Annotated in this window: 13 protein-coding genes; 10 read left to right on the top strand and 3 right to left on the bottom strand. The window is 41.6% G+C overall.

Features of this window, described 5'->3' with window-relative positions; genetic code table 11:
- The first annotated feature begins 93 nt into the window (after window positions 1–93).
- The 5 genes from V7L20_RS00330 (at window position 94) to V7L20_RS00350 (ending at window position 6928) form a co-directional block, all read left to right on the top strand.
- Entirely contained in the window at window positions 94–318 is a 225-nt protein-coding gene (locus V7L20_RS00330; protein WP_012407913.1) for an indolepyruvate ferredoxin oxidoreductase subunit alpha, read from the top strand.
- A 131-nt stretch (window positions 319–449) separates the two neighbouring features.
- Entirely contained in the window at window positions 450–1178 is a 729-nt protein-coding gene (locus V7L20_RS00335; protein WP_334742142.1) for an ABC transporter ATP-binding protein, read from the top strand.
- Window positions 1179–2546: 1368 nt separating this feature from the next.
- Window positions 2547–3269 carry a carbonic anhydrase gene (locus V7L20_RS00340; RefSeq protein ID WP_334742143.1) on the top strand — a complete coding sequence of 241 codons (723 nt, stop codon included), beginning with the start codon at window positions 2547–2549 and terminating at the stop codon, window positions 3267–3269.
- A gap of 445 nt (window positions 3270–3714) precedes the next feature.
- Entirely contained in the window at window positions 3715–4590 is an 876-nt protein-coding gene (locus tag V7L20_RS00345) for a hypothetical protein (RefSeq protein ID WP_334742144.1), read from the top strand.
- An 829-nt stretch (window positions 4591–5419) separates the two neighbouring features.
- Window positions 5420–6928, top strand: a complete 1509-nt coding sequence (locus tag V7L20_RS00350) for a UbiD family decarboxylase (protein ID WP_334742145.1) — start codon at window positions 5420–5422, stop codon at window positions 6926–6928.
- A 155-nt stretch (window positions 6929–7083) separates the two neighbouring features.
- On the opposite strand, the gene V7L20_RS00355 is transcribed toward V7L20_RS00350, so the two are convergent.
- Both V7L20_RS00355 and V7L20_RS00360 read right to left on the bottom strand, forming a co-directional pair.
- Complete coding sequence (locus V7L20_RS00355; RefSeq protein ID WP_334742263.1) at window positions 7084–8604, bottom strand: site-2 protease family protein; 1521 nt, start codon at window positions 8602–8604, stop codon at window positions 7084–7086.
- Window positions 8605–8663: 59 nt separating this feature from the next.
- The gene (locus V7L20_RS00360; RefSeq protein ID WP_334742146.1) at window positions 8664–8891 is read right to left on the bottom strand and encodes a hypothetical protein; all 228 of its coding nucleotides are present in this window, start codon (window positions 8889–8891) and stop codon (window positions 8664–8666) included.
- Window positions 8892–8917: 26 nt separating this feature from the next.
- Between V7L20_RS00360 and V7L20_RS00365 the strand changes: the two genes are divergently transcribed.
- Both V7L20_RS00365 and V7L20_RS00370 read left to right on the top strand, forming a co-directional pair.
- A complete protein-coding gene (locus V7L20_RS00365) occupies window positions 8918–9808 on the top strand; it encodes an MBL fold metallo-hydrolase (RefSeq protein WP_334742147.1) in 891 nt (296 codons plus the stop codon).
- Between the two features lie 395 nt (window positions 9809–10203).
- Window positions 10204–16536, top strand: coding sequence for an ATP-binding sensor histidine kinase (locus tag V7L20_RS00370; RefSeq protein ID WP_334742148.1), 6333 nt, complete (start codon window positions 10204–10206; stop codon window positions 16534–16536).
- A gap of 402 nt (window positions 16537–16938) precedes the next feature.
- On the opposite strand, the gene ctpA is transcribed toward V7L20_RS00370, so the two are convergent.
- Window positions 16939–18183 carry a carboxyl-terminal processing protease CtpA gene (ctpA, locus tag V7L20_RS00375; protein WP_334742149.1) on the bottom strand — a complete coding sequence of 415 codons (1245 nt, stop codon included), beginning with the start codon at window positions 18181–18183 and terminating at the stop codon, window positions 16939–16941.
- Window positions 18184–18803: 620 nt separating this feature from the next.
- Here ctpA and petB point away from each other — a divergent pair.
- From petB to V7L20_RS00390, 3 genes are all read left to right on the top strand, one after another.
- On the top strand, window positions 18804–19451 hold the full coding sequence (petB, locus tag V7L20_RS00380) for a cytochrome b6 (RefSeq protein ID WP_334742150.1): 648 nt from the start codon (window positions 18804–18806) through the stop codon (window positions 19449–19451).
- Window positions 19452–19710: 259 nt separating this feature from the next.
- Window positions 19711–20193 (top strand): cytochrome b6-f complex subunit IV, encoded by a 483-nt coding sequence (gene petD, locus V7L20_RS00385; RefSeq protein ID WP_069068452.1) that lies wholly within the window; start codon window positions 19711–19713, stop codon window positions 20191–20193.
- Window positions 20194–20734: 541 nt separating this feature from the next.
- A complete protein-coding gene (locus tag V7L20_RS00390; RefSeq protein ID WP_334742151.1) occupies window positions 20735–21178 on the top strand; it encodes an ATP-binding protein in 444 nt (147 codons plus the stop codon).
- The last annotated feature ends 155 nt before the right edge of the window (window positions 21179–21333 follow it).

A 21333-nucleotide genomic window follows, 5' to 3' on the forward strand; every position in this document is an offset into this window, starting at 1 on the left:
ATTCTCAGTCCCCAGTCCCCAATCCCTACTCCTCACTCCTGACTCCCCTGCTAGGCTAGAAATAGCCGATACAGAAAAGAGGGAATCGAGAATATGCCGCACACGATTGTTACAGAAGTCTGTGAAGGTGTCGCTGACTGCGTAGATGCCTGTCCAGTAGCTTGTATTCATGATGGGCCAGGCAAAAATGCCAAGGGAACTGATTGGTACTGGATTGACTTTGCCACTTGCATTGACTGTGGTATATGTCTCCAAGTTTGCCCAGTAGAAGGGGCAATTCTTGCAGAAGAACGACCGGAGTTACAAAAAACTCCTTAATAGTCTATAGTCAACAGTCATAGCTATTTTTAACTTGACTGTTGACCAATGACAAACGACAAGTGACAAATACTTCGGCTTACCTCGGCTTTGCTCGGCACAAGTCGTTCAGTACAAGTGACAAATGACAAATGACAAATGACTATTTACTAGATGTCCAAAATGTCCACGCTGGATACATCAAAGATGTAGATATCTTGCAAGGTGTAAATTTCCGCGTTGCAATAGGTGAATTGGTAACTGTGATTGGCCCCAATGGTGCTGGTAAATCTACTTTAGCAAAAGCAATTTTTGGACTTTTGATCCCGCACACAGGCACAATTACCTTCAAAGGTGAAAATATGGTGGGGCTAAAGTCCAATGAAATAGTTCAGCGAGGAATGTGTTACGTACCGCAAATCGCCAATGTTTTCCCCTCCCTTAGTGTTGAAGAGAACTTGGAGATGGGTGCTTTTGTGCTTAACGTTCCCTTGAAACCAATTAAAGATAAAATATTTGCTATGTTCCCCAGACTAAGCGATCGCCGTCGTCAACGCGCTGGTACTCTCTCTGGAGGAGAACGCCAGATGCTAGCGATGGGCAAAGCTTTGATGTTGGAACCTAGTTTGCTGATTTTGGATGAACCATCTGCTGCTTTGTCCCCGATTTTGGTGACACAAGTGTTTGAGCAGATTAAACAAATTAATCAGGCAGGTACTGCGATCGTATTGGTGGAACAAAATGCCCGTAAGGCACTAGAGATGGCTAATCGCGGCTATGTACTGGAGTCAGGACGCGATGCTATCTCAGGGCCAGGTCAAGAACTGTTGAACGATCCTAAAGTGGGTGAGCTATATCTGGGAGCAGGTAAAAGACATTAATCCTCTTTATCACTCTTGCCCCCATTCAACATAAAACCACTTTAATAAGGAAACTTCACCAGGCGATAGCGATGTCTAAGGCGGGCTGCGCCTACGCTATCTATAAACTAATACAAAAGCTATAACAATTCCTGCCACTGCCGCGACCGTCGTTTTCGATGCTCAAAGAATTCTCCCCAATAATCCTTGCGTTTCTAATCACATCTACAGCAAGTAAAAAGGTAAAACAGGACATTCATTCAGGAAAAAATCACCAAAATACAAATTAACTAGATTGGGTAGAACCCCGATTCAACAGTAAGGCTTACTGAACTTACTATATATAAAGCTCTGCATCAGTTTTTAATATACTGCTGAGTCACAACAAATCCTGCAAGGCCGCTCCAGAGCGAACCTGAAACATTTTCTCATGGTATAAAAACTCCTATGTTTACCCAATCAAAATTGATTGAGTGCTTTCGGCAATTTGGCATCCAAAATTTTTCTGTTGCAGTTTTAATTGACATATCAACAGGGTTACTGGGACATTGAGAAAATTCTACAAGGGATCAATTCCCGTCTCAAAAATCCCACCCAATGGCCAGTTGTTGACGCTCGCTCTGTGAACTACCCTTTTAGGGTTGGATGCAATTAACAAACAGAGCAAGCCTTACCGCTTCATCACAACTGGCTAGAAATCAAACAGAAAAAAATAGTACAAATGGACTAATAACATTTCAATAATTATCAGTTATCAGTCAAAAAATGTAACTCAACTTAGAGTCATACCAATTGCAGAAAAAATGAAACAGATGCGTAGATTGGGTTGAACTTTAGTGTTATCCAACAATTATAAGACTTTAAGGTGTTGGGTTTCGTCCTCAACCCAAGCTACATTCGGATCATATTTTTTGTGAAAGGGTATCTAGGGCAAACACATCTAAATTACTCTTGATCAGAACCAACGTTAAGAACCAACAAAATCGGCATTTCTCGTTTGGTTTAGTTTGCAAGACTCAAAGCGATATCTACGACGGGCTGCACCTACGGTAAATATGTGTCAATAAGCAGCAATTAATGCGACTAATTTCGAGCTTATTGACAACAAAATTACTTTGTTGACATGATGCGGTTGCCTCAAAGGGTATCAGAGTCTCCCACTTCTAATAAGTGATGTGTTCCAGTCGGTGTCAAATTCCTGAGAGAGTTACCCTGATAACTGATAACTGTTGACTGTTCACTGATTTAATTATGTCTACCTACTTAAGTTCTAAATTATGGTACGATCTGAAGATTAAATGACTCTTAAATCGTGTAAAAGGGTACTCTTACATCTTGCTTAAGTCTGATATCTTCCTGAGAACAGCTTTGTTGTTTTTAGGTAGATTTATGAGTCGAATTAATGGATTTGTAGGGCGACGTGATTTCTTAAAATTTGCCAGCGTAGTAGGTATTGCAGTTACTGCTTTTGGTGATGGTTTTTGGAATACAGAGCAAACTGCTGTTGCTGATATTCATCCAGGCAATCCAAATCCAGTCAGCCCTAATGAAGCCATTAAACTCTTGCTTGATGGTAATCAACGATTTATCCAACAAAAACGTAAATATCCCGATCAATCACTAGAACATTTGCGATTAGTTGCTAAAGCTCAATATCCGTTTGCCGCTATATTAGGTTGTGCAGATTCTAGAGTACCTGCAGAAATCGTCTTCGATCAAGGACTTGGAGATTTATTTGTCGTGCGAGTTGCTGGTAATGTTGTCAGCGACACGGTTATAGGTAGTTTGGAATATTCTACAACAGTTTTAGGTTCGCAGTTGATTGTAATTTTAGGTCATAAAAGATGCGGTGCAGTAGCAGAAGCAATCAAAAACGAACCACTTCCTGGCAGAATTGGTTTAATTATTGAGGGTATCAAACCATCTGTAGAAACAATAAAGTTAAGAACAGGTGATAATATGCAGAATGCAGTTATAGCCAATATTCAATATCAAGCTGAAAAATTGCAAGAAAGCTCAACAATTTTAGTTAAATTGCTCCGTGAAGGAAAACTAAAAATTGTCGGCGCTTATTACGATATTGACACTGGCAAAGTTAATATTATTACTTGATAACTTTACACCTTTTAGATTTATTGAGAATACCTTTTAGTGTCTTTAACTAAAGCAAATATCTTTACTGTTTGAATAAATGTATTTTTTATTTAATTTTTGTATATTTACTCCAGTAATAACCGTTTGTGACAGTTCTGGATGCGGAATCAATAATTTATTGAAGACATAGCCATCTGTACTTGTCCAGCAACGCTTTATCGTTGATATTACTATGTGTGGGGGACTGGTATCTATATTTTTTTATACCTGTGTTTGTTCGGATGTGTTTTCCGCAAACTTACTCTTTTGTGTCCAAAGTCCAATTATGCAACAACACCCATCGTAATTTATAAATAAAACATGTAATTAATGTTTTTTCCGTAATAATACTGATTGAGTAAGTAAAGAACTAAATATAAAGTTATTACTTGACATCTCAATAGTTAAGTTTTACGAGGTCTTCATGAAAAAAACTAAATTTACCCATTTAACGATATTGTCGTTGATATTTTTTAGTTCCACAAATGTATTTTTATCCCATTCACCTCGAGCCTATTCAAAAGATAATAGTGCAGAACCAATCAATACAGAAAATACAGATTTTAATTGTTATAAAAAATATCCTGAAATGAAATACCCTGAAGCAAAATATTACTGCTATGCAATTGCTAACACCAAAATTGCTGAAAAAGATAAAATATGGAAAAATTTGACAGCAATAACTAAAGATAATAAAAAAATTATATGGGAAGATAATAAAGTTAATAGTCGTCTTTTAGTAGCAAGTTGGGCAAACGGGGATAGATATCAACCACTAGTCGGTCAAGATTCAGAACAAACGTCTAAAGATATTTGGGTAACAGTTGCACCAGAATTAAAAGACTTTTGCAACAAACTTTCTATTTTTAGACAAATAACACTTCCTAAAGAAATAACATTATCTTACAGAATCAATCAATTGTTGGGACTACCTCCAGAAGATAGCGAAAAACAAGAAAAGCGTAAGGTTGTACAAATTTGGGTAGAACAAAGAGATTTATTTAGACCTACTCCAGATCCGGAAATTACTGACCATGAAGCAGAACTAAATTTTCCTGAGTTCAGTTGGTTTATGTCTATTATTTCTGATAAATATAAAAATTGGTTTTTAAACCAATTAATGACTAACGATTATCCTTGGACTAAACTTGGATATACTTATGATTGGGGAAAACACAGCGACTGGGAAAAAATTGATCCAAAGAGACCAGTAAATGTAGGCTTAAGTGAATTTATTATTAGAGAAAAGGCTCTTATAAAAATTGATTCAGTATCAAAAGTAGATGATTATTGCAAGTAAAAATTATAAATCTTATCAGAATTTATACAGTGACAAATTAAATAAGCTATTGCCCTACTTTACCTTAACCATCCTCTTTGTCAATACCCTTCATCTGAATCCTTACTCAAAAATTAATCAAATTTATTGCTCAACTTAAAAAATATTCTTTATACTATTTAACAAAATACTTGTTACATATACATTACTAGGGGCGATGATGCATGTCTGAGTTGGTCTACACTAATGCAAACTTACAAAAACTCAGAAAAACCCAAAAGTAAGGCATAGTCGCAGCTTGTAACAAATAAATCCGGCAGGGGCCATATAACAAGGTCGCCTGCCAGGAAGGTATAGTATATTCTGGCCATGTTTGATTAGGTTAGCGCTTATTTATAAAAAATAATTGCATATCCCTAGATACAATAACTAAATACTTTGAAAAATACAGTTAAGAAAAGTTACTAAATAGGTTAATTTCTAATTAAAACCAACAATTCCCCGAATGGAAAGCAGGGGAAGATGAGGGAATGAGCGAGCAAGGGAGAATTGGGGACAAGGGAGCAAAAGTTTAGAACTTGCAACAAGTCTTTCCCCTTATTCCTAATTCTCGTTGTCACCTTGTCCTCTTGCCCATGCCCCTCGGCTTTGCTCGGGCTGAACTCAGTACAAGTCGCTACCTCGGCTTACTTCGACTACGCTCAGTACAAGTCGCTCGGCACAAGTCGGTACAAGTCGCGGTTCCTGAGCGTAGTCGAAGGGCAGTACAAGTGCCCAATTCCCAATTCCCAATGCCCCATAATATAAGAAAGCGCTTCACACTTCTTAAATAATCAGCTTTATTAGAACAATGGCAAGAGACTTGCGGGGATTCATTAAAATTTTGGAAGAAAGAGGACAATTACGGCGAATTTCAGCTTTAGTTGACCCAGATTTAGAAATTGCTGAAATTTCTAACCGGATGCTGCAAAAAGGTGGCCCAGGGTTGTTGTTTGAAAACGTCAAAGGCGCTTCTTTCCCGGTGGCGGTGAATTTGATGGGAACTGTAGAAAGGATTTGCTGGGCGATGAATATGCAGCATCCAGAAGAGTTGGAAACTCTGGGGAAAAAACTAAGTATGCTGCAACAGCCAAAACCGCCGAAGAAGATTTCCCAAGCAATAGATTTTGGTAAAGTGCTGTTTGATGTGGTGAAAGCGAAACCAGGACGTGACTTTTTCCCTGCTTGTCAGCAAGTTGTAGTTCAAGGTGATGATTTAGATTTAAACAAGTTGCCGTTGATACGTCCTTATATTAGTGATGCTGGCAAAATTATTACGCTGGGACTGGTAATTACCAAAGATTGTCAAACAGGTACTCCAAATGTAGGTGTGTATCGCTTGCAACTACAATCTCAGAATACGATGACCGTTCACTGGTTATCGGTGCGGGGTGGGGCGAGACATTTGCGAAAAGCGGCAGAGCGTGGGAAGAAATTAGAAGTTGCGATCGCACTTGGTGTTGATCCTTTAATTATCATGGCAGCTGCCACACCCATCCCTGTAGATTTATCAGAATGGCTGTTTGCTGGATTGTACGGTGGTTCTGGTGTACAGTTAGCGAAGTGTAAAACTGTCGATTTGGAAGTTCCCGCAGATTCAGAATTTGTTTTGGAAGGAACGATTACACCAGGAGAAGTTTTACCAGATGGGCCTTTTGGCGACCACATGGGTTATTACGGCGGGGTTGAGGATTCACCGTTAATCCGGTTTGAGTGTATGACGCACCGGAAAAATCCGATTTACTTAACAACATTTAGCGGTCGTCCACCGAAAGAAGAAGCGATGATGGCGATCGCACTAAATCGTATTTATACGCCCATTTTGCGGCAACAAGTATCAGAAATTGTCGATTTCTTTTTACCAATGGAAGCTTTGAGTTACAAAGCGGCAATTATTTCCATTGATAAAGCATATCCGGGACAAGCGCGACGGGCGGCTTTAGCGTTTTGGAGTGCTTTACCACAATTTACATACACCAAATTTGTAATTGTTGTGGATAAAGAGATAAATATTCGCGATCCGCGTCAAGTTGTGTGGGCGATTAGTTCCAAAGTTGATCCAGTGCGGGATGTCTTTATTTTGCCGAATACACCTTTTGATACATTAGATTTTGCTAGTGAAAAGATTGGTTTAGGTGGACGCATGGGAATTGATGCGACTACAAAGATTCCGCCGGAAACAGACCATGAATGGGGTGCGCCTTTGGAATCTGATCCAGATGTGGCAGCGATAGTAGAAAGGCGATGGGCGGAGTATGGTTTGGCAGAGTTGCAGTTAGGAGAAGTAGACCCAAATTTGTTTGGTTACGATATGAGGTAATGTGTTAGAGAATATTTGTAAATAAATCATGCAGGGCACAGCAATGCTATGCCCTGACGACAGATGTGATTTAATCTCAATCACAAAATACCAAGCTGTGGTTGATTCCATAGTTGGAAAAAGTTTAGATATATTTCTCTGTGCAATGAAACTTTTTAAATTTGCAAAAAGTTAGCGATCGCCTGTGGTAATGGCAAAATAATTATAATTAACAATGCCATTGCCAGTAATCCCCAAACATCGCGTTGGTTATCCAATTCAGTGACATCATTCAGTGCAGGTTCATCAATCAATGGCATAAATAATAAGATAATTGCCCACACCAAAAATTCTTCTCTTACTAAAGCCAGTAATAGCAACAACAAGCGAGCAATTTGACCAATTACGATCGCAGTTCGTTGTCCAAACATTGCATGGACAATGTGACCTCCATCTAGCTGTCCCACAGGCATTAAATTTAAAGCTGTAACAATTAATCCCAAAAAACCAGCTACTGCAACTGGATGCAAATCAAGGGCTGATTTTGCCGTTAAGTGACTACCCAAGGCTAACTTAGACAGTACCGCTAGTAAAATGGAATACTTGGGATTAAGGGCATCAGGATTTAAAAGTCGGGTTTTTTCAGTGATGGAAACTACGTCAGAATGAGCCAAGCCCCATATTAGTAATGGCAAAGTCACCACAAAGCCTGCAATTGGTCCAGCGATACTAATGTCAAATAAAGCTTTGCGGTTGGGAATGGGACTACGCATCTGAATAAATGCACCAAAAGTTCCCAAGAAGAAAGGTATGGGAATAAAGTAAGGCAACGTCGAGCGAATCTTGTAAAATTTAGCTGTCAAATAATGCCCAAGTTCGTGAATGCCCAAAATAGTCATTAACCCTAAAGCATAGGGCAATCCCTTCAATAGAACATCTGGGTTAGATACAACTTTAAACAAAGAGCCAGTTTGCCATACAGGCGGAAGAGAAACACCAGCAATTTCCACTCCCACCAAGGTAGTAGTTACTAAAGTAGCTGCTAGTAGTAGAAGGGCTAATCCTGGACGAGTTAAGCGTTCCTGTTGGCGTCGTGGTGTATTTTTCTCTTTAGCAGCTTGAGTGTTGGGAACCAGTACAAAGAAAGGCTTGCTATCCATACCTTCTTGAAAGATCAGCAAGAAGCGATCGCCAAATTGTGCTTCAATATTAGTCTTAATCTGCTGGTAGGCGTTGCTAGCCTTAGTTCGCAACTGACCACGGCAAATCACGGCTTGTGGTCGATACTCAATATTTTGAACGTAGTATACAGACCAAGGAAAACAATTTCGTAGTTGAGTTTCTTCCTTTAGCTCAATCGGACGTACTATTGGTTCTGCGATCGGCTGGATAGTCGGCTGTGATTCTGAGGCTTGGGCTTGAGTTTGGGCCTGTGTATCTCTTGGCGATCGACGCCCCCATTGAAACAACGTCCAGTACAATACTGTGGAGACAAATATCGACCAAAGAATCAGCGCTGGCGGCGGAGGTTGTTTCGGCCCATACATCAGCGTCCATCCACTCAACAGTAATGCTGGTGCCATTAAAACCAGCCACAACAACCATACTGGCGTCCGGGTGATCTGAGCGACGCTGTGCTGCACCATTAGATAAGTAGCTAACCCCAGTAGGAGGATAAACAGAAACCAAAATGCCATGTTATCTTCAGTAATTTTGACAAAACGCCCGGCCAGTAGCTTTAGCACCATAGCATTAACTACAAGGCAGACCTCAAATCCCAATTTTTTTTCACAGTGGACTGGGTATTGAAGATTGGAGATTGGGGACTGGGTAATGGGGACTGGGTAAGAAATTCTTTTAAGATTTGGTTGGCGTACCAATTCCCAATTCTCAATTCCCAATACTCAATTCCCAATTCCCAATTCTCAATCCCCAATCCCAATTCAATTTTTGAGAATTTCCACACTGTAACCAGATTGTCCACAACTCCTCAGTTTCGGTTCTTTGATCATGTGCCCTTTACCTCAAGTGCCAAGTCATATAACTAAGCCACCACGGGCTGTCTTCCCTAACGAAGTTCCTAGCACAGGTTCTCTGCAATCGGACTTCGCACAAGAGAGCATTTTTGCTTTTTCACCCAATCGGGACACATTAGGGGGAACCTCTTATCTTATTGTAAGAAATGAAGGCAATATCCTCATAGACTGCCCTGCCCTAGACCAAACAAATCAAGATTTTTTGCGATCGCATGGAGGCGTGCGTTGGTTATTTCTCACCCATAGAGGCGCGATTGGCAAGACTGCTGAATTTCAGCAAATCTTTAGCTGCGAAGTGTTGATTCAAGAGCAAGAAGCTTATTTGTTACCAGGTTTAACCTTAACTACCTTCAGACAGGAATTTACGCTTGATGCATCAACACAAGTGATTTGGACACCAGGTCATTCTCCCGGTTCATCTTGCCTATACTACAATGAAAAACTCCACCCCCTTGTGGGTGGAGTTTTTGGGCATGAAGAAGAAGTTACCAATGCTATTCGCCCAATGCCCCAAGCGACGGGGGGAACAACCTCCTCCACCCACGTTAGCGTAGTAAGACGAAGTCCGAAGATGGAGTTTCGCGGCGCTTTCAATGAACTTGGAGGAATATTGTTTTCTGGTCGTCATTTACTCCCTAACCAGCAGGGTAAACCAGTACCATTACGGTCAGCTAAAACCTTTCACTGGCCTAGGCAAATTCAGAGCCTTCAATTATTGTTAGAAAATTTTACACCAGAAACTCTTAAATACATTTGTCCGGGAGCTAACACAGGCTTTCTCAGAGGCAAGCGATTTATAGATCAGGCTTATCAACACCTCGCCTCTCTAGATTTACCAGCTTTGCTGCGGATACAGCCTTTTTGAGGCAGGGGGTATGAGGTATGGGGTATGGGGCATTGGGCATGGAGAGTTAAAACTTGAATGTTCACCTTCAGAAGCTCAATGTTCACCTTCTGAAGCTCAATGTCTAAGTTTTAACTCCCTCTCTTCTGCTCAATCCCCAGCGATGCACTGAGTTTCGGCTACGCGGTAATCGAGTTTCGGCTACGCTCAACTACCGCAAAGTCGAGATTCAACTACCGCTTGTCGTACCCCTTTGGGGAAGCAAGCTACGTAAAGCGTCTCGTTGGCGCAGCCTCTCGTAGAGAAGAGAAGTGTCCCCAATCTCTAATCCCCAACGCAAGTTTTGTAACGTTTGTTAAGCAAGATATTCTCCTGGGAATTCTAACTTTAGTACACAGGAATTCCCGTAAAAATTTATGAGCGCAAAAGCTGATAGAACTTTAAGGATCGCTGGATACCAAATCATAGAGCAACTTTATTCAGGTTCTCGTACTCAAGTGTATCGGGCAGTACGAGAATGCGATCGCTTACCAGTTGTCATCAAGCTCTTAAAACGAGAATACCCAACTTTTAGTGAACTAGTACAGTTTCGCAACCAATATGCGATCACCAAAAATCTAGATATTCCCGGCATTATCAAACCTTACAGCCTGGAAGCTTATCACAATGGCTATGCCCTGGTAATGGAGGACTTTGGTGGCATTTCTTTACGGCAATTTACTCAAGGTAAAACACTGACTTTAGAGCAATTCTTACCCATTGTTTTGCAACTGCTAGACACGCTACACCAGTTACATCAACAACGCATCATTCACAAAGACATTAAACCAGCCAACATCCTAATTCACCCTGTTACCAAACAAATTAAGCTGATTGACTTCAGTATTGCCTCACTCTTACCACGAGAAACCCAGGAGATTCAAAGTCCCAACGGACTGGAGGGAACGCTAGCGTATCTGTCACCAGAGCAAACCGGGCGGATGAACAGGGGCATTGACTACCGCAGCGATTTCTATTCTTTAGGTGTGACTTTCTTTGAATTACTGAGTGGACAACTGCCCTTTGAGTCCCAGGAACCGATGGAGTTGGTGCATTGCCACATTGCGAAACTTCCACCCTTTGTCTGCGATTTCAACCCCGATTTGCCCTTGATGCTGGGTGAAATTATCCGCAAACTGATGGCGAAGAATGCTGAAGACCGCTATCACAGTGTGCTAGGGCTTAAACATGACCTCGTTACTTGCCTAGAACAGTGGCGAGAAACTGGCAAACATACCTGGTTTGATTTGGGAGGGCGAGATATTAGCGATCGCTTTCTCATTCCTGAAAAACTCTACGGACGCGAATCGGAAGTACAGACGTTACTGGAAGCATTTGGTCATGTTGCTAATGGTAACTCCCAACTGATGCTAGTGGCAGGTTTCTCTGGCATTGGCAAAACCGCAGTTGTTAATGAAGTGCATAAGCCGATCGTCGAGTGGAACGGCTACTTCATCAAAGGTAAGTATGACCAATTTAACCGAAATATTCCTCTGTCTGCTTTTGTCCAAGCCTTTCGTGATTTAATGGGACAGTTGCTTAGTGAAAGCGATACTCAACTAAAGCAATGGCAAAACAAGATTTTAGCGGCAGTTGGCGAGAACGGGCAACTTCTGATCGAGGTGATTCCTGAACTAGAGCAGATTATCGGCAAACAGCCTGCAATTGCTGAATTATCGGGGAGTGCCGCACAAAACCGTTTCAACCTGCTGTTTCAAAAGTTTATTCAAGTCTTCACCACACCAGAACATCCGTTGGTGATGTTTCTCGATGATTTGCAGTGGGCAGATTCCGCATCGCTCAATTTGCTGAAGCTGTTAATGGGCGAGAGTAATCGCGGTTATCTATTCATTATTGGCGCATACCGCGATAACGAGGTCTTTGCAGCTCATTCTCTCATGTTGACGCTAGATGAAATCAAAAAGGAATCTTTTTGCGTCAACACTTTGACTCTATTTCCCTTGAGTCAAGCAGATGTGAATCATTTAATCGCCGATTCCCTCAGATGTGCAACTGACCAAGCATTGCTATTGACAGAGTTAGTTTATCAAAAAGCTAAAGGTAATCCCTTTTTCACAACTCAGTTTTTGAAAGTGCTACATGAGGATGGGCTGATTACCTTTGATTCAAAGGCAGGTTACTGGCAGTGTGATGTGACGCAAGTGCGATCGCTTGCTCTCACCGATGATGTAGTGAAATTTATGGCGCAACAGCTTCAAAAGTTGCCCGACATCACTCAAGATGTATTGAAACTGGCAGCCTGTATCGGCAATCAGTTCGATTTGGCAACGTTAGCGATCGTTTCTGAAAAGTCGCAGACAGAAATCGCTGTGGACTTGTGGAAAGCATTGCAAGAAGGATTGGTGATTCCAACCAACGAGGTTTACAAGTTTTATCAAGATTCGTCATTGGTCATCGATCATTTGCAAATGACAAATGCCAAAGGACAAATGACAGTTTACAAATTCTTGCATGATCGCGTTCAGCAAGCAGCCTACTCTCTGATTCCCAACCAGCAAAAACAGGTCACTCACCTGAAAATTGGGCAACTTTTGCTGAATTACACCCCAGCTGCAGAACAGGATAAAAAACTATTTGAGATTGTTAATCAACTGAATATAGGAAATAGCTTAATCGTCAATCCATCTCATAAAATAGAACTTGCTCAACTCAATTTACAAGCTGCACAAAAAGCAATAGCTGCAACAGCATACGCCGCCGCATTTGAGTATGCCACCGTAGGTATTGCAATGCTTGGACAATATCCGTGGCAAACAGAATATGAACTAACCCTGACATTTTATGAAGCTGCCACCGAAGCAGCTTATCTAAGTGGCAATTTTGAGCAGATGACACAATTTGCAGCAGTCATTTTGTCAAATGCCAGAACCTTATTAGATACCGTTAAAGTCTATGAAATCCAAATTCAAGCCGCTCAAGCCCAACATCAATTTCTACAGGGCGTAGAACTGGCTCTCAAGATTTTAGAGCAGTTAGGAATCCATTTTCCCAAGCAACCAAATGAATCAGATATTGCATCGGCGCTCAAAGCAACCAAATCCATTTTAGCTGGAAGGCAAGCGTTAGATTTAATGGCTTTACATCAGATGACAGAAAAAGACAAATTAGCCGCTATGCGGATTCTTGTAAGTGTCTCTTCTTCTGCCTTTGTTGCCGCTCCAACACTGTTACCATTTATTGTCCTTGAGCAAGTAAATTTATCTGTTCAGTATGGCAATACCTCATACTCTACAAATGCTTATGCTTTCTATGGACTGCTACTTTGTGGCGCAGTAGGAGATATTGAATGTGGCTATCAGTTTGGACAACTGGCACTCAATTTACTTGAACAGTTTAATGCCAAAAATTTGAAAGCTAGAACCTATGTCAGAGCGTGCTGTTGTGTATTGCATTGGAAGGAGCCGCTCAGGAACACCTTAGCGCTTTTCCAAGAAGGCTATCAAGTTGGGCTGGAAACAGGAGATTTAGAATCAGCTACCATTTGTGCAGTCGTTTACGTCATGCACTCTTTGTTTGTCGGTAAAGAACTGGGGGAGCTAAGTCAGGAGAGCGATGCTTTCCGTCTTCAAATCACTCAACTAAAACAAGAAGGACTTCTGTACCAGCTGATGATTTTTCAGCAAGGGATTTTGAATTTAATCGGCGATGGTGTTGAAGCATGGCAACTGATTGGTAAGGCTTTCAATCAAGAGCAAATGCTGCCAGTTCTCCAGGACTCAGGCGATCAAACTGTGCTGTGCTATTTCTATGTCAGTAAACTTTTTCTTGGTTATCTGTTTGGGAAGTTTGAACTAGCAGTGGAAGCTGCGATCGCTACTGAAAATTATCTCGGCAGTGCCATCGGATTATTTGTGGTTCCAATCTTCCACACCTATGATTCTCTGGCTCATCTAGCAATCTACTCCCAAGTTTCCGAAACAGAACAACAATACATTCTTCGGCGGGTGAGCAAAAATCAGGAAAAGATCAAAACTTGGGCTAGCTATATTCCAGCCAATCATTTACACAAGTTTTATTTGGTTGAAGCAGAACGGTATCGAGTTCTAGGAGAGAAATCAGAGGCGATAGAATTGTATGATCGCGCCATCACCGCAGCCAAAGAAAACGGTTATATCCAAGAAGTTGCATTAGCGAACGAACTAGCCGCCAAATTTTACCTCGATTGGGGCAAACAGCGCATAGCTGGGGAATACATGATTGAAGCCTACTACGGCTACGCTCGTTGGGGCGCTAAAGCCAAAGTCGCCGACTTGGAACGACGCTATCCGCAACTCCTCGCCCCCATCCTTGAGCAAACCCGTTCTCCTTTCTCCACTCACGAAACTATCTTCACATTAGAGAGTGTCACATCCACCAGTTTTGCCACTTCCAGCAGTAGCAGCGTCTCTGTTGCTTTAGATTTAGCTGCCATTCTCAAAGCTTATCAAACTATCTCAGGGGAAATCGAACTCGAAAAACTGCTAAAAGCATTACTGCATATCGTCATTGAAAATGCCGGAGCCAATAAGTGTGTGTTCATGCTTTTGGAATCAGATCATTTGCTAATTCAGGCGTCAGCACAGCTTTCCCTGAACGGTGTACAAAACCAGGCTGCTAAAGTCGATTTTTACCCAATGTTGCTCAACCCACAGTCTGTTGAAGACTCTGTTGATTTGCCAGTTGGCTTAATTGATACCGTCAAACGCAGCTTACAACCAACAGTGATTGTTGATGCTAGGGTGCATCCTCAATTAATTAATGACTCATATATTCAACGACAGCAGCCCAAAAGTATCTTGTGTAGTCCGATTTTGCATGTAAGTAAGTTGCTAGGCATTTTGTATCTGGAAAATAACTTAGTAACCAAAGCCTTTACGAGCGATCGCGTCGAACTATTAAACTTACTTTGCGCTCAAGCTGCAATTTCTCTGGAAAATGCCCGACTTTATCGAAATTCCCAGAACTCTGCTCAACAGTTAACACAATCTCTAGCAAAATTACAGGCTAGTGAAACCCGTTTTCAAAATTTGGCGAATAATATTCCTGGTATGGTGTACCAATTCCGTCTAGCAGCTGACGGTTCAACTTCAACACCATACGTTAGCTCTGGCTGTTTCGATTTATATGGGTTAGCACCAGAATCAGTGATGGCAGGGACGCATAGCCTTTACGCCATGCATCATCCTGACGATGAACCAGCTGTTGCCCAAGCGATCGCCTACTCTGCCCAAAATCTCACACCATTTGAGCAAGAATGGCGCATTATCTTGCCTTCAGGAACCGTGAAATGGGTTCAATCTGCTTCTCGGCCAGAGCGACAAGCCGATGGCACAATTTTATGGGATGGGGTGGTAATTGATATTAGCGATCGCAAACAAGCTGAAGCATCTCTAGCCAAAGAACGAGAGTTTTTGAATGCCATCATTCACAATATTACCGATGGGATTGTTGTTTGCGATGCTAGTGGTAAATTGACTCTATTTAACAAAGCAACTCGTGAGTTTCATGGCTTACCAGTAAAATCATTACCAGCAGAAGAATGGACAGAACACTTCAATCTCTATCAATTGGATGGTCAAACACCTTTATTAAAAACGGAAATTCCTCTCTTTCGCGCCTTACAAGGAGAAATCGTTGAAAATGCCGAAATGGTAATTGTGCCGAAGCATGGTTCTAAAAGAATTTTATTAGCAAGCGGACAAGCGATCGTCGATCCTTCAGGTAACAAACTCGGTGCAGTAGTTGTAATGCGAGATATTAGCGATGTCTATGACGAGCTTCGCTTACGCAAACAATCAGAACTTGCCTTGCAGCAAAAATCGCTTGATTTGCAGCAAGCACTAAACGATCTACAAAATGCCCAATTACAAATTGTTCAAAGTGAAAAAATGTCCGCACTGGGTAATTTAGTTGCTGGTGTAGCTCACGAAATGAATAATCCTCTCGGTTTCATTGCTGCCAGTCTCAAACAAGTTAAACCCACTGTTGCTGATATTTTTGAACATCTCAGACTTTATCAAGAAAGTTTATCCAGCGAAAATGAAAAAATTCTTGACCATGCCGAAGAAATTGACTTAGATTACAGTTTAGAAGACTTACCCAAGATGATTGATTCTATGTCTATGGCGTGTGAAAGATTAAAAAATATTAGCACCAGCCTCCGCACTTTCTCTCGTGCAGATAGAGATTACAAAGTGCCATTTAATATCCACCAAGGTATTGATAGTACGATTTTAATTTTGAAACATCGTCTTAAGGCAAACGAACAGCGTCCTGCAATTGAAGTAGTCACAAACTATGTAAATTTACCCCAGATTGAATGTTTTCCTGGTCAATTAAATCAGGTATTTATGAATGTTTTAGCTAATGCTATTGATGCTTTAGAAGAATCGAATAATGGACGCAGCTTTGAGGATATTCAGCTTAAAGCGAATCGAATTATAATTACAACTTCCATAGAAGAAGATTGGATAAAAATTACTATTGCTGATAATGCTAAAGGAATGAGCCAAGAAGTAAAAGAAAAGATTTTTGAGCATTTATTTACGACTAAAGCTGTCGGGAAGGGGACAGGATTAGGACTTGCGATCGCTCATCAAATTATCGAAGAAACCCACAGGGGCAAACTTCTCTGCACCTCTGTATTGGGACAAGGAACAGAATTTGTGATTATATTACCAGTTCGTTCACCAGTGCTGAGTGTTGAGTAACCCCATAACTCAATACTTGCCGGGTTTTGGGGAAAAGGGAAAGAAAAACCTTTAACCCAAACCTAGTAACCTTTTGCCAAAACCAAATTCTGAGTTCAAAATGCTTAACTGAGCAGTATTAATGCTAATACCAATTCTGTATAATGATGCGCCAAATTATATAAGGAACGAACCGCAAAGGCGCAAAGGACATAAAGGAAGAAAATTTGGCGCAGCCTCACAAAGAAATGGTATAACCCCATAAGCCAATCGCTTGATTTTGGGGAAATTTATCTGTTAAGCTGTCGCGTCTACAAGTTGCACTATTTTCATAGACTGGCAACAAGGCCAACTCTTAACTTCTGTAGAGACGCGATTAATCGCATCTCTACTCTTAACTCCTAACTTCTAACTTCTGACTTTTTACACCTTCCCCACCACAATCGATTCTTTCTTTAAAAGTTCTACTGCTGCTTGATATTGCAGATCCGCTTGGGTACCAATCTGATCGCGGTTAATTGGCTCTTGGGAAATCACTTTATCTGGCTTAATACCTAGTTTATTGATATCCCGGTGTTGAGGAGTTTCATACTTAGCAATTGTGACTGCCAAGCCCGAACCATCTGATAATTCAAATAAAGATTGAATTAAGCCCTTTCCAAAGGTGGTTTCGCCTACCAACTGGGCACGACCATTATCTTGGAGTGCGCCGGCGAGAATTTCACTAGCACTAGCAGTTCCTTGATTTACCAAAATCACCAGAGGATCGGTCGTCAGGGGTGGCCCAAAGGCTTCAAAACTACCTTGAATACCTTGTCTGTTCACAGTGTAGACAATAGTACCAGAGTCTAACCACAGACGGGCGATTTCAATTCCTGATTGTAACAACCCCCCAGGATTATTTCGCAAATCTAGAATGTAGGCAGCAGCGCCTTTTTTTTCTAGACTAGAAATAGCGTGTGCCAATTCCGTTGAGGCGTTGGCATTGAATTGTGTAAGGCGAAGGTAGCCAATGGGCGTACCTTCAGGAGAAACACGCAAATCTGAAACCACAGGGTTAAGAGCAATGCGATCGCGTGTCAGTCTAATTTCCGTTTCTGCCTCTCCGTCCCGTTCGATGAGAAGAGTAACAAGGCTGCCACTGGGACCCCGCATTTTAGTCGCAGCTTCATCTAAGGTAAGATTTTCTGTGGAAACGCCTTCAATTTTGAGAATGCGATCGCGCGGTCTAATTCCTGCTTTATCTGCTGGTGAACCTGCTATAGGAGCAACTACTTCCAACTTCCCACTCTCAGGATTTAGAGCAATTTGTAATCCAACCCCAGTCAGTTCCCCAGAAGTATTGACCTGTAAGCTGCGGTACTGTTCTGGATCTAAAAAGCGTGTAAAAGGATCGTCGAGGCTCTTGAGCATCTTCTCAATTGCCGCATAACTGGCATTTGAGTCTGTCAGTGGCTTCTCTAGAACCTTTTGCCGCACAGCCGCCCAGTTTTGATGATTAAACGTCTCATCTAGATAAGTGCGATTAACAATTCGCCATACTTCCGAAACCAGCTTTTGTTCTGCCGTCAAAGCCATCGCCGGCTGGGTGAGCGTACCCAACGCCAACCAAAACGCCATTAACAATGAAAATCCAACCCGAAAGACTTGTTTGTTCATGAACCCCATTATCAATTCCACCTCAACCCAAATTGCCTAGATAATGCCCACTTGCTCTGTTGTTGATGAAATCTATCTCTCGATTATGTTACTTTTTTTATAGAAGTGGTGCATTTTTCTCATCAAGTTGTTCAGTCAACTGATGCATCGTATCCACTTACCAAAGGATAAAATCTACTTTGTGTCCACCATTTTGTGTGTAGGGGCGTAAAGAGATCGCAATATATTTCCTCTTTACGGGGCGTGATGCTTCTATCTGGCGGTTTCTAACCGAAAGATATAAGTCAAGAGGCTGAATAATTCAGCCTTTGTGCAGTCGGGATATCGACTGCTGGGTTAGGCGATATCAGACAGGCTATGCCTGCAATTGCTGTTAGCGACCCAGAATCCCACGAATTTAGCGTCCCTTGCGCGTGCCGTTAGGCAAGCGGATTCGGGGGAGTGTGTAAAAGAGTGTAAAGTTTCTGAAGTCTCTTAGTACGCTCAAAGCTGACAAGCTTTCCAAAAAAACTCCTCTTTACTAAAATCCCAAAATTGTTAATTGGGAGAGAAGTCTGAGAGTAGGCTTTTGCCGATTCAGAACTTCGGGATTTATCAACCGCAACCGACTTTTAGGAACTTGAGATTGTATGGCCAACGTTTCCGACTGGTTTGAGGAACGCCTGGAGATTCAGGCACTCGCCGAAGACGTTACTAGTAAGTACGTCCCTCCCCACGTCAATATTTTCTACTGTTTCGGTGGAATTACCCTGGTTTGCTTTCTCATCCAGTTTGCCACTGGATTTGCGATGACGTTCTACTACAGACCAACAGTTACTGAAGCTTTCTCCTCTGTGGAGTACATCATGAATGAAGTAAGCTTCGGTTGGCTAATTCGCTCCATTCATCGCTGGTCTGCCAGCATGATGGTATTGATGATGATTTTGCACGTCTTCCGGGTTTATCTGACTGGTGGTTTCAAAAAGCCCCGCGAACTGACCTGGATAAGCGGTGTCATCCTGGCCGTGATTACAGTTTCCTTTGGAGTCACCGGCTATTCCCTACCTTGGGATCAAGTTGGCTACTGGGCTGTGAAAATCGTTAGCGGCGTACCAGAAGCAATTCCTGTAGTTGGCGTTCTGATTTCCGACCTATTGCGCGGCGGTTCGAGTGTTGGTCAAGCAACACTAACTCGCTACTACAGCGCACACACCTTTGTACTGCCTTGGTTCATCGCAGTCTTCATGCTATTTCACTTTTTGATGATCCGTAAACAAGGTATTTCCGGGCCTTTGTAATCTCAGCTATTAGTAAAAGGCAAACATTTATCAGTTCCCAGATGAAGTTGTTTGTTTTAAACTTATGAAACACAAGAAATAAATTGTACATAAGTTTCAAAAAATTAAACACTTGTATCTGAAGGCTAAAGCTGTAGAGACTCTGGAGGCGGCTGGGTGTAAATAGACAAACGCTGTTTGCCGCCTGTTAGAGTTATTTAGTAGCTGATAGGTTTCACAAATGCTTTAATTTAAGTTAAGCAGGAGAGCACATTTCAAAATGTCAACACAAAAAAAACCTGACCTGAGCGATCCTCAGTTAAGAGCCAAACTAGCTAAAGGCATGGGTCACAACTACTATGGTGAACCGGCTTGGCCTAATGACCTACTTTACGTATTTCCAATCGTGATCATGGGTTCCTTTGCCGCAATTGTGGCTCTAGCTGTGCTAGATCCCGCTATGACCGGTGAACCAGCAAATCCTTTCGCCACACCATTGGAAATTTTGCCAGAGTGGTACTTGTATCCAGTCTTCCAAATTTTGCGATCGCTTCCTAACAAACTTTTAGGAGTGTTAGCAATGGGTTCTGTACCAGTGGGGCTAATCCTCGTTCCCTTTATTGAGAACGTTAACAAGTTCCAAAACCCCTTCCGTCGTCCAGTTGCAACCACAGTATTCCTTTTTGGTACCCTTGTCACCTTGTGGCTGGGTATTGGTGCTGCCTTGCCATTGGATAAATCTTTGACCTTGGGACTATTCTAAATTAGTCATCACAAAGTGCTTTGACGCCTGTGAGTTTCAAGAGCAGATGCAGATGTGCTTTTGAAGAAAATTTACAGGCGTCAATTTTAACAGTTATCAGTTATCAGTTAAAAGTTTTGATACCTGGGTTTAAGTCCCCCACTATATTGGTGAAAACTTCCAACTGAAAATTAATCATGATGCCGCCGATTAGTGCTAGGTGTTAGTGACGAATACAAAACCTATGCCCTCTACACTTGATAACTTATAACTGTTGACTGTTCACTGATTTAATAGTTCAGATTACATTTAGGATGTGAAGTTTTGGATGGAAAAGCTATTCCAAAATTTAAAATCGCCAAAAGTCATCAAATACAAACATTTTTCACTTACTTAACGTAAGTTGCTAGTTACAATTCTCGAAATGCAAAAATCGTTCATGTTTTGTCTTTTGGGACATAGAACATCTAAATTTAGATTTTTTTATATCAAAGAAATTCTGCGAATAGTGCAAAATTTAATAACTAGCAACTTGGGTTTACTTATATTTAAGTCACAGTTAATGTTTAGCATAGTGCAGCAAGACCATCTGACGGTTAAGAGCGAACTCAGTCTCCTAAACCAGGTGCAAGAATGGTTCGAGCAATTTTGTCTGCAACATTTGTCTCAACTTGGCTGGTCAAAAACCCAACTTGATCGCCTAAATTTAGCATTAGCAGAAGGCTTTACCAACGCTGTTCGTCATGCTCATCATGCTTTACCCCCGGAAACAACCATTGAGATTAACATCCATCTCTGGATTGACCGACTAGAGATTAGAATTTGGGATTATGGAAAACCTTTCAATCCTGATGCGATCGCAGAGCCAGAGCCAGGTACGCTGCAAGTAGGCGGTTATGGATGGTTTCTTCTGCGGCGGTTGGCTGATCGTGTTGTATACGAACGTGGTGCAGATGGTAGAAATTGCCTTCTCATCGTCAAATACTCTCAAGAAGTACAAAAGTAAAAGTGAAGCAGCCAAAGTAGAGGAAAGGGGGCAGTTCTTGCTGGGGGCAGAGGAGAGAACAGCGTAGATAGAAAATTTAGGGCTGCTGAAACTTGGACATATTATTTTTTTCTATGGGACGCCAAAGGCGAACGCGCTTTGCGTCTCGAAATAAA

Origin of the sequence: Nostoc sp., from assembly GCF_036916735.1 — a bacterium.
Classification (GTDB): Bacteria; Cyanobacteriota; Cyanobacteriia; order Cyanobacteriales; family Nostocaceae; genus Nostoc.

What these genes read in the sequence shown, in the direction of transcription:
- V7L20_RS00350 (WP_334742145.1), top strand. Translation starts at nt 5,420, where the DNA reads ATGGCAAGAGACTTGCGGGGATTCATTAAAATTTTGGAAGAAAGAGGA.
- V7L20_RS00370 (WP_334742148.1), top strand. Translation starts at nt 10,204, where the DNA reads ATGAGCGCAAAAGCTGATAGAACTTTAAGGATCGCTGGATACCAAATC.
- petD (WP_069068452.1), top strand. Translation starts at nt 19,711, where the DNA reads ATGTCAACACAAAAAAAACCTGACCTGAGCGATCCTCAGTTAAGAGCC.
- V7L20_RS00365 (WP_334742147.1), top strand. Translation starts at nt 8,918, where the DNA reads ATGTGCCCTTTACCTCAAGTGCCAAGTCATATAACTAAGCCACCACGG.
- V7L20_RS00345 (WP_334742144.1), top strand. Translation starts at nt 3,715, where the DNA reads ATGAAAAAAACTAAATTTACCCATTTAACGATATTGTCGTTGATATTT.
- V7L20_RS00335 (WP_334742142.1), top strand. Translation starts at nt 450, where the DNA reads ATGACAAATGACTATTTACTAGATGTCCAAAATGTCCACGCTGGATAC.
- V7L20_RS00355 (WP_334742263.1), bottom strand. Translation starts at nt 8,604, where the DNA reads ATGGCATTTTGGTTTCTGTTTATCCTCCTACTGGGGTTAGCTACTTAT.
- V7L20_RS00390 (WP_334742151.1), top strand. Translation starts at nt 20,735, where the DNA reads ATGTTTAGCATAGTGCAGCAAGACCATCTGACGGTTAAGAGCGAACTC.
- V7L20_RS00340 (WP_334742143.1), top strand. Translation starts at nt 2,547, where the DNA reads ATGAGTCGAATTAATGGATTTGTAGGGCGACGTGATTTCTTAAAATTT.
- ctpA (WP_334742149.1), bottom strand. Translation starts at nt 18,183, where the DNA reads ATGGGGTTCATGAACAAACAAGTCTTTCGGGTTGGATTTTCATTGTTA.
- V7L20_RS00330 (WP_012407913.1), top strand. Translation starts at nt 94, where the DNA reads ATGCCGCACACGATTGTTACAGAAGTCTGTGAAGGTGTCGCTGACTGC.
- petB (WP_334742150.1), top strand. Translation starts at nt 18,804, where the DNA reads ATGGCCAACGTTTCCGACTGGTTTGAGGAACGCCTGGAGATTCAGGCA.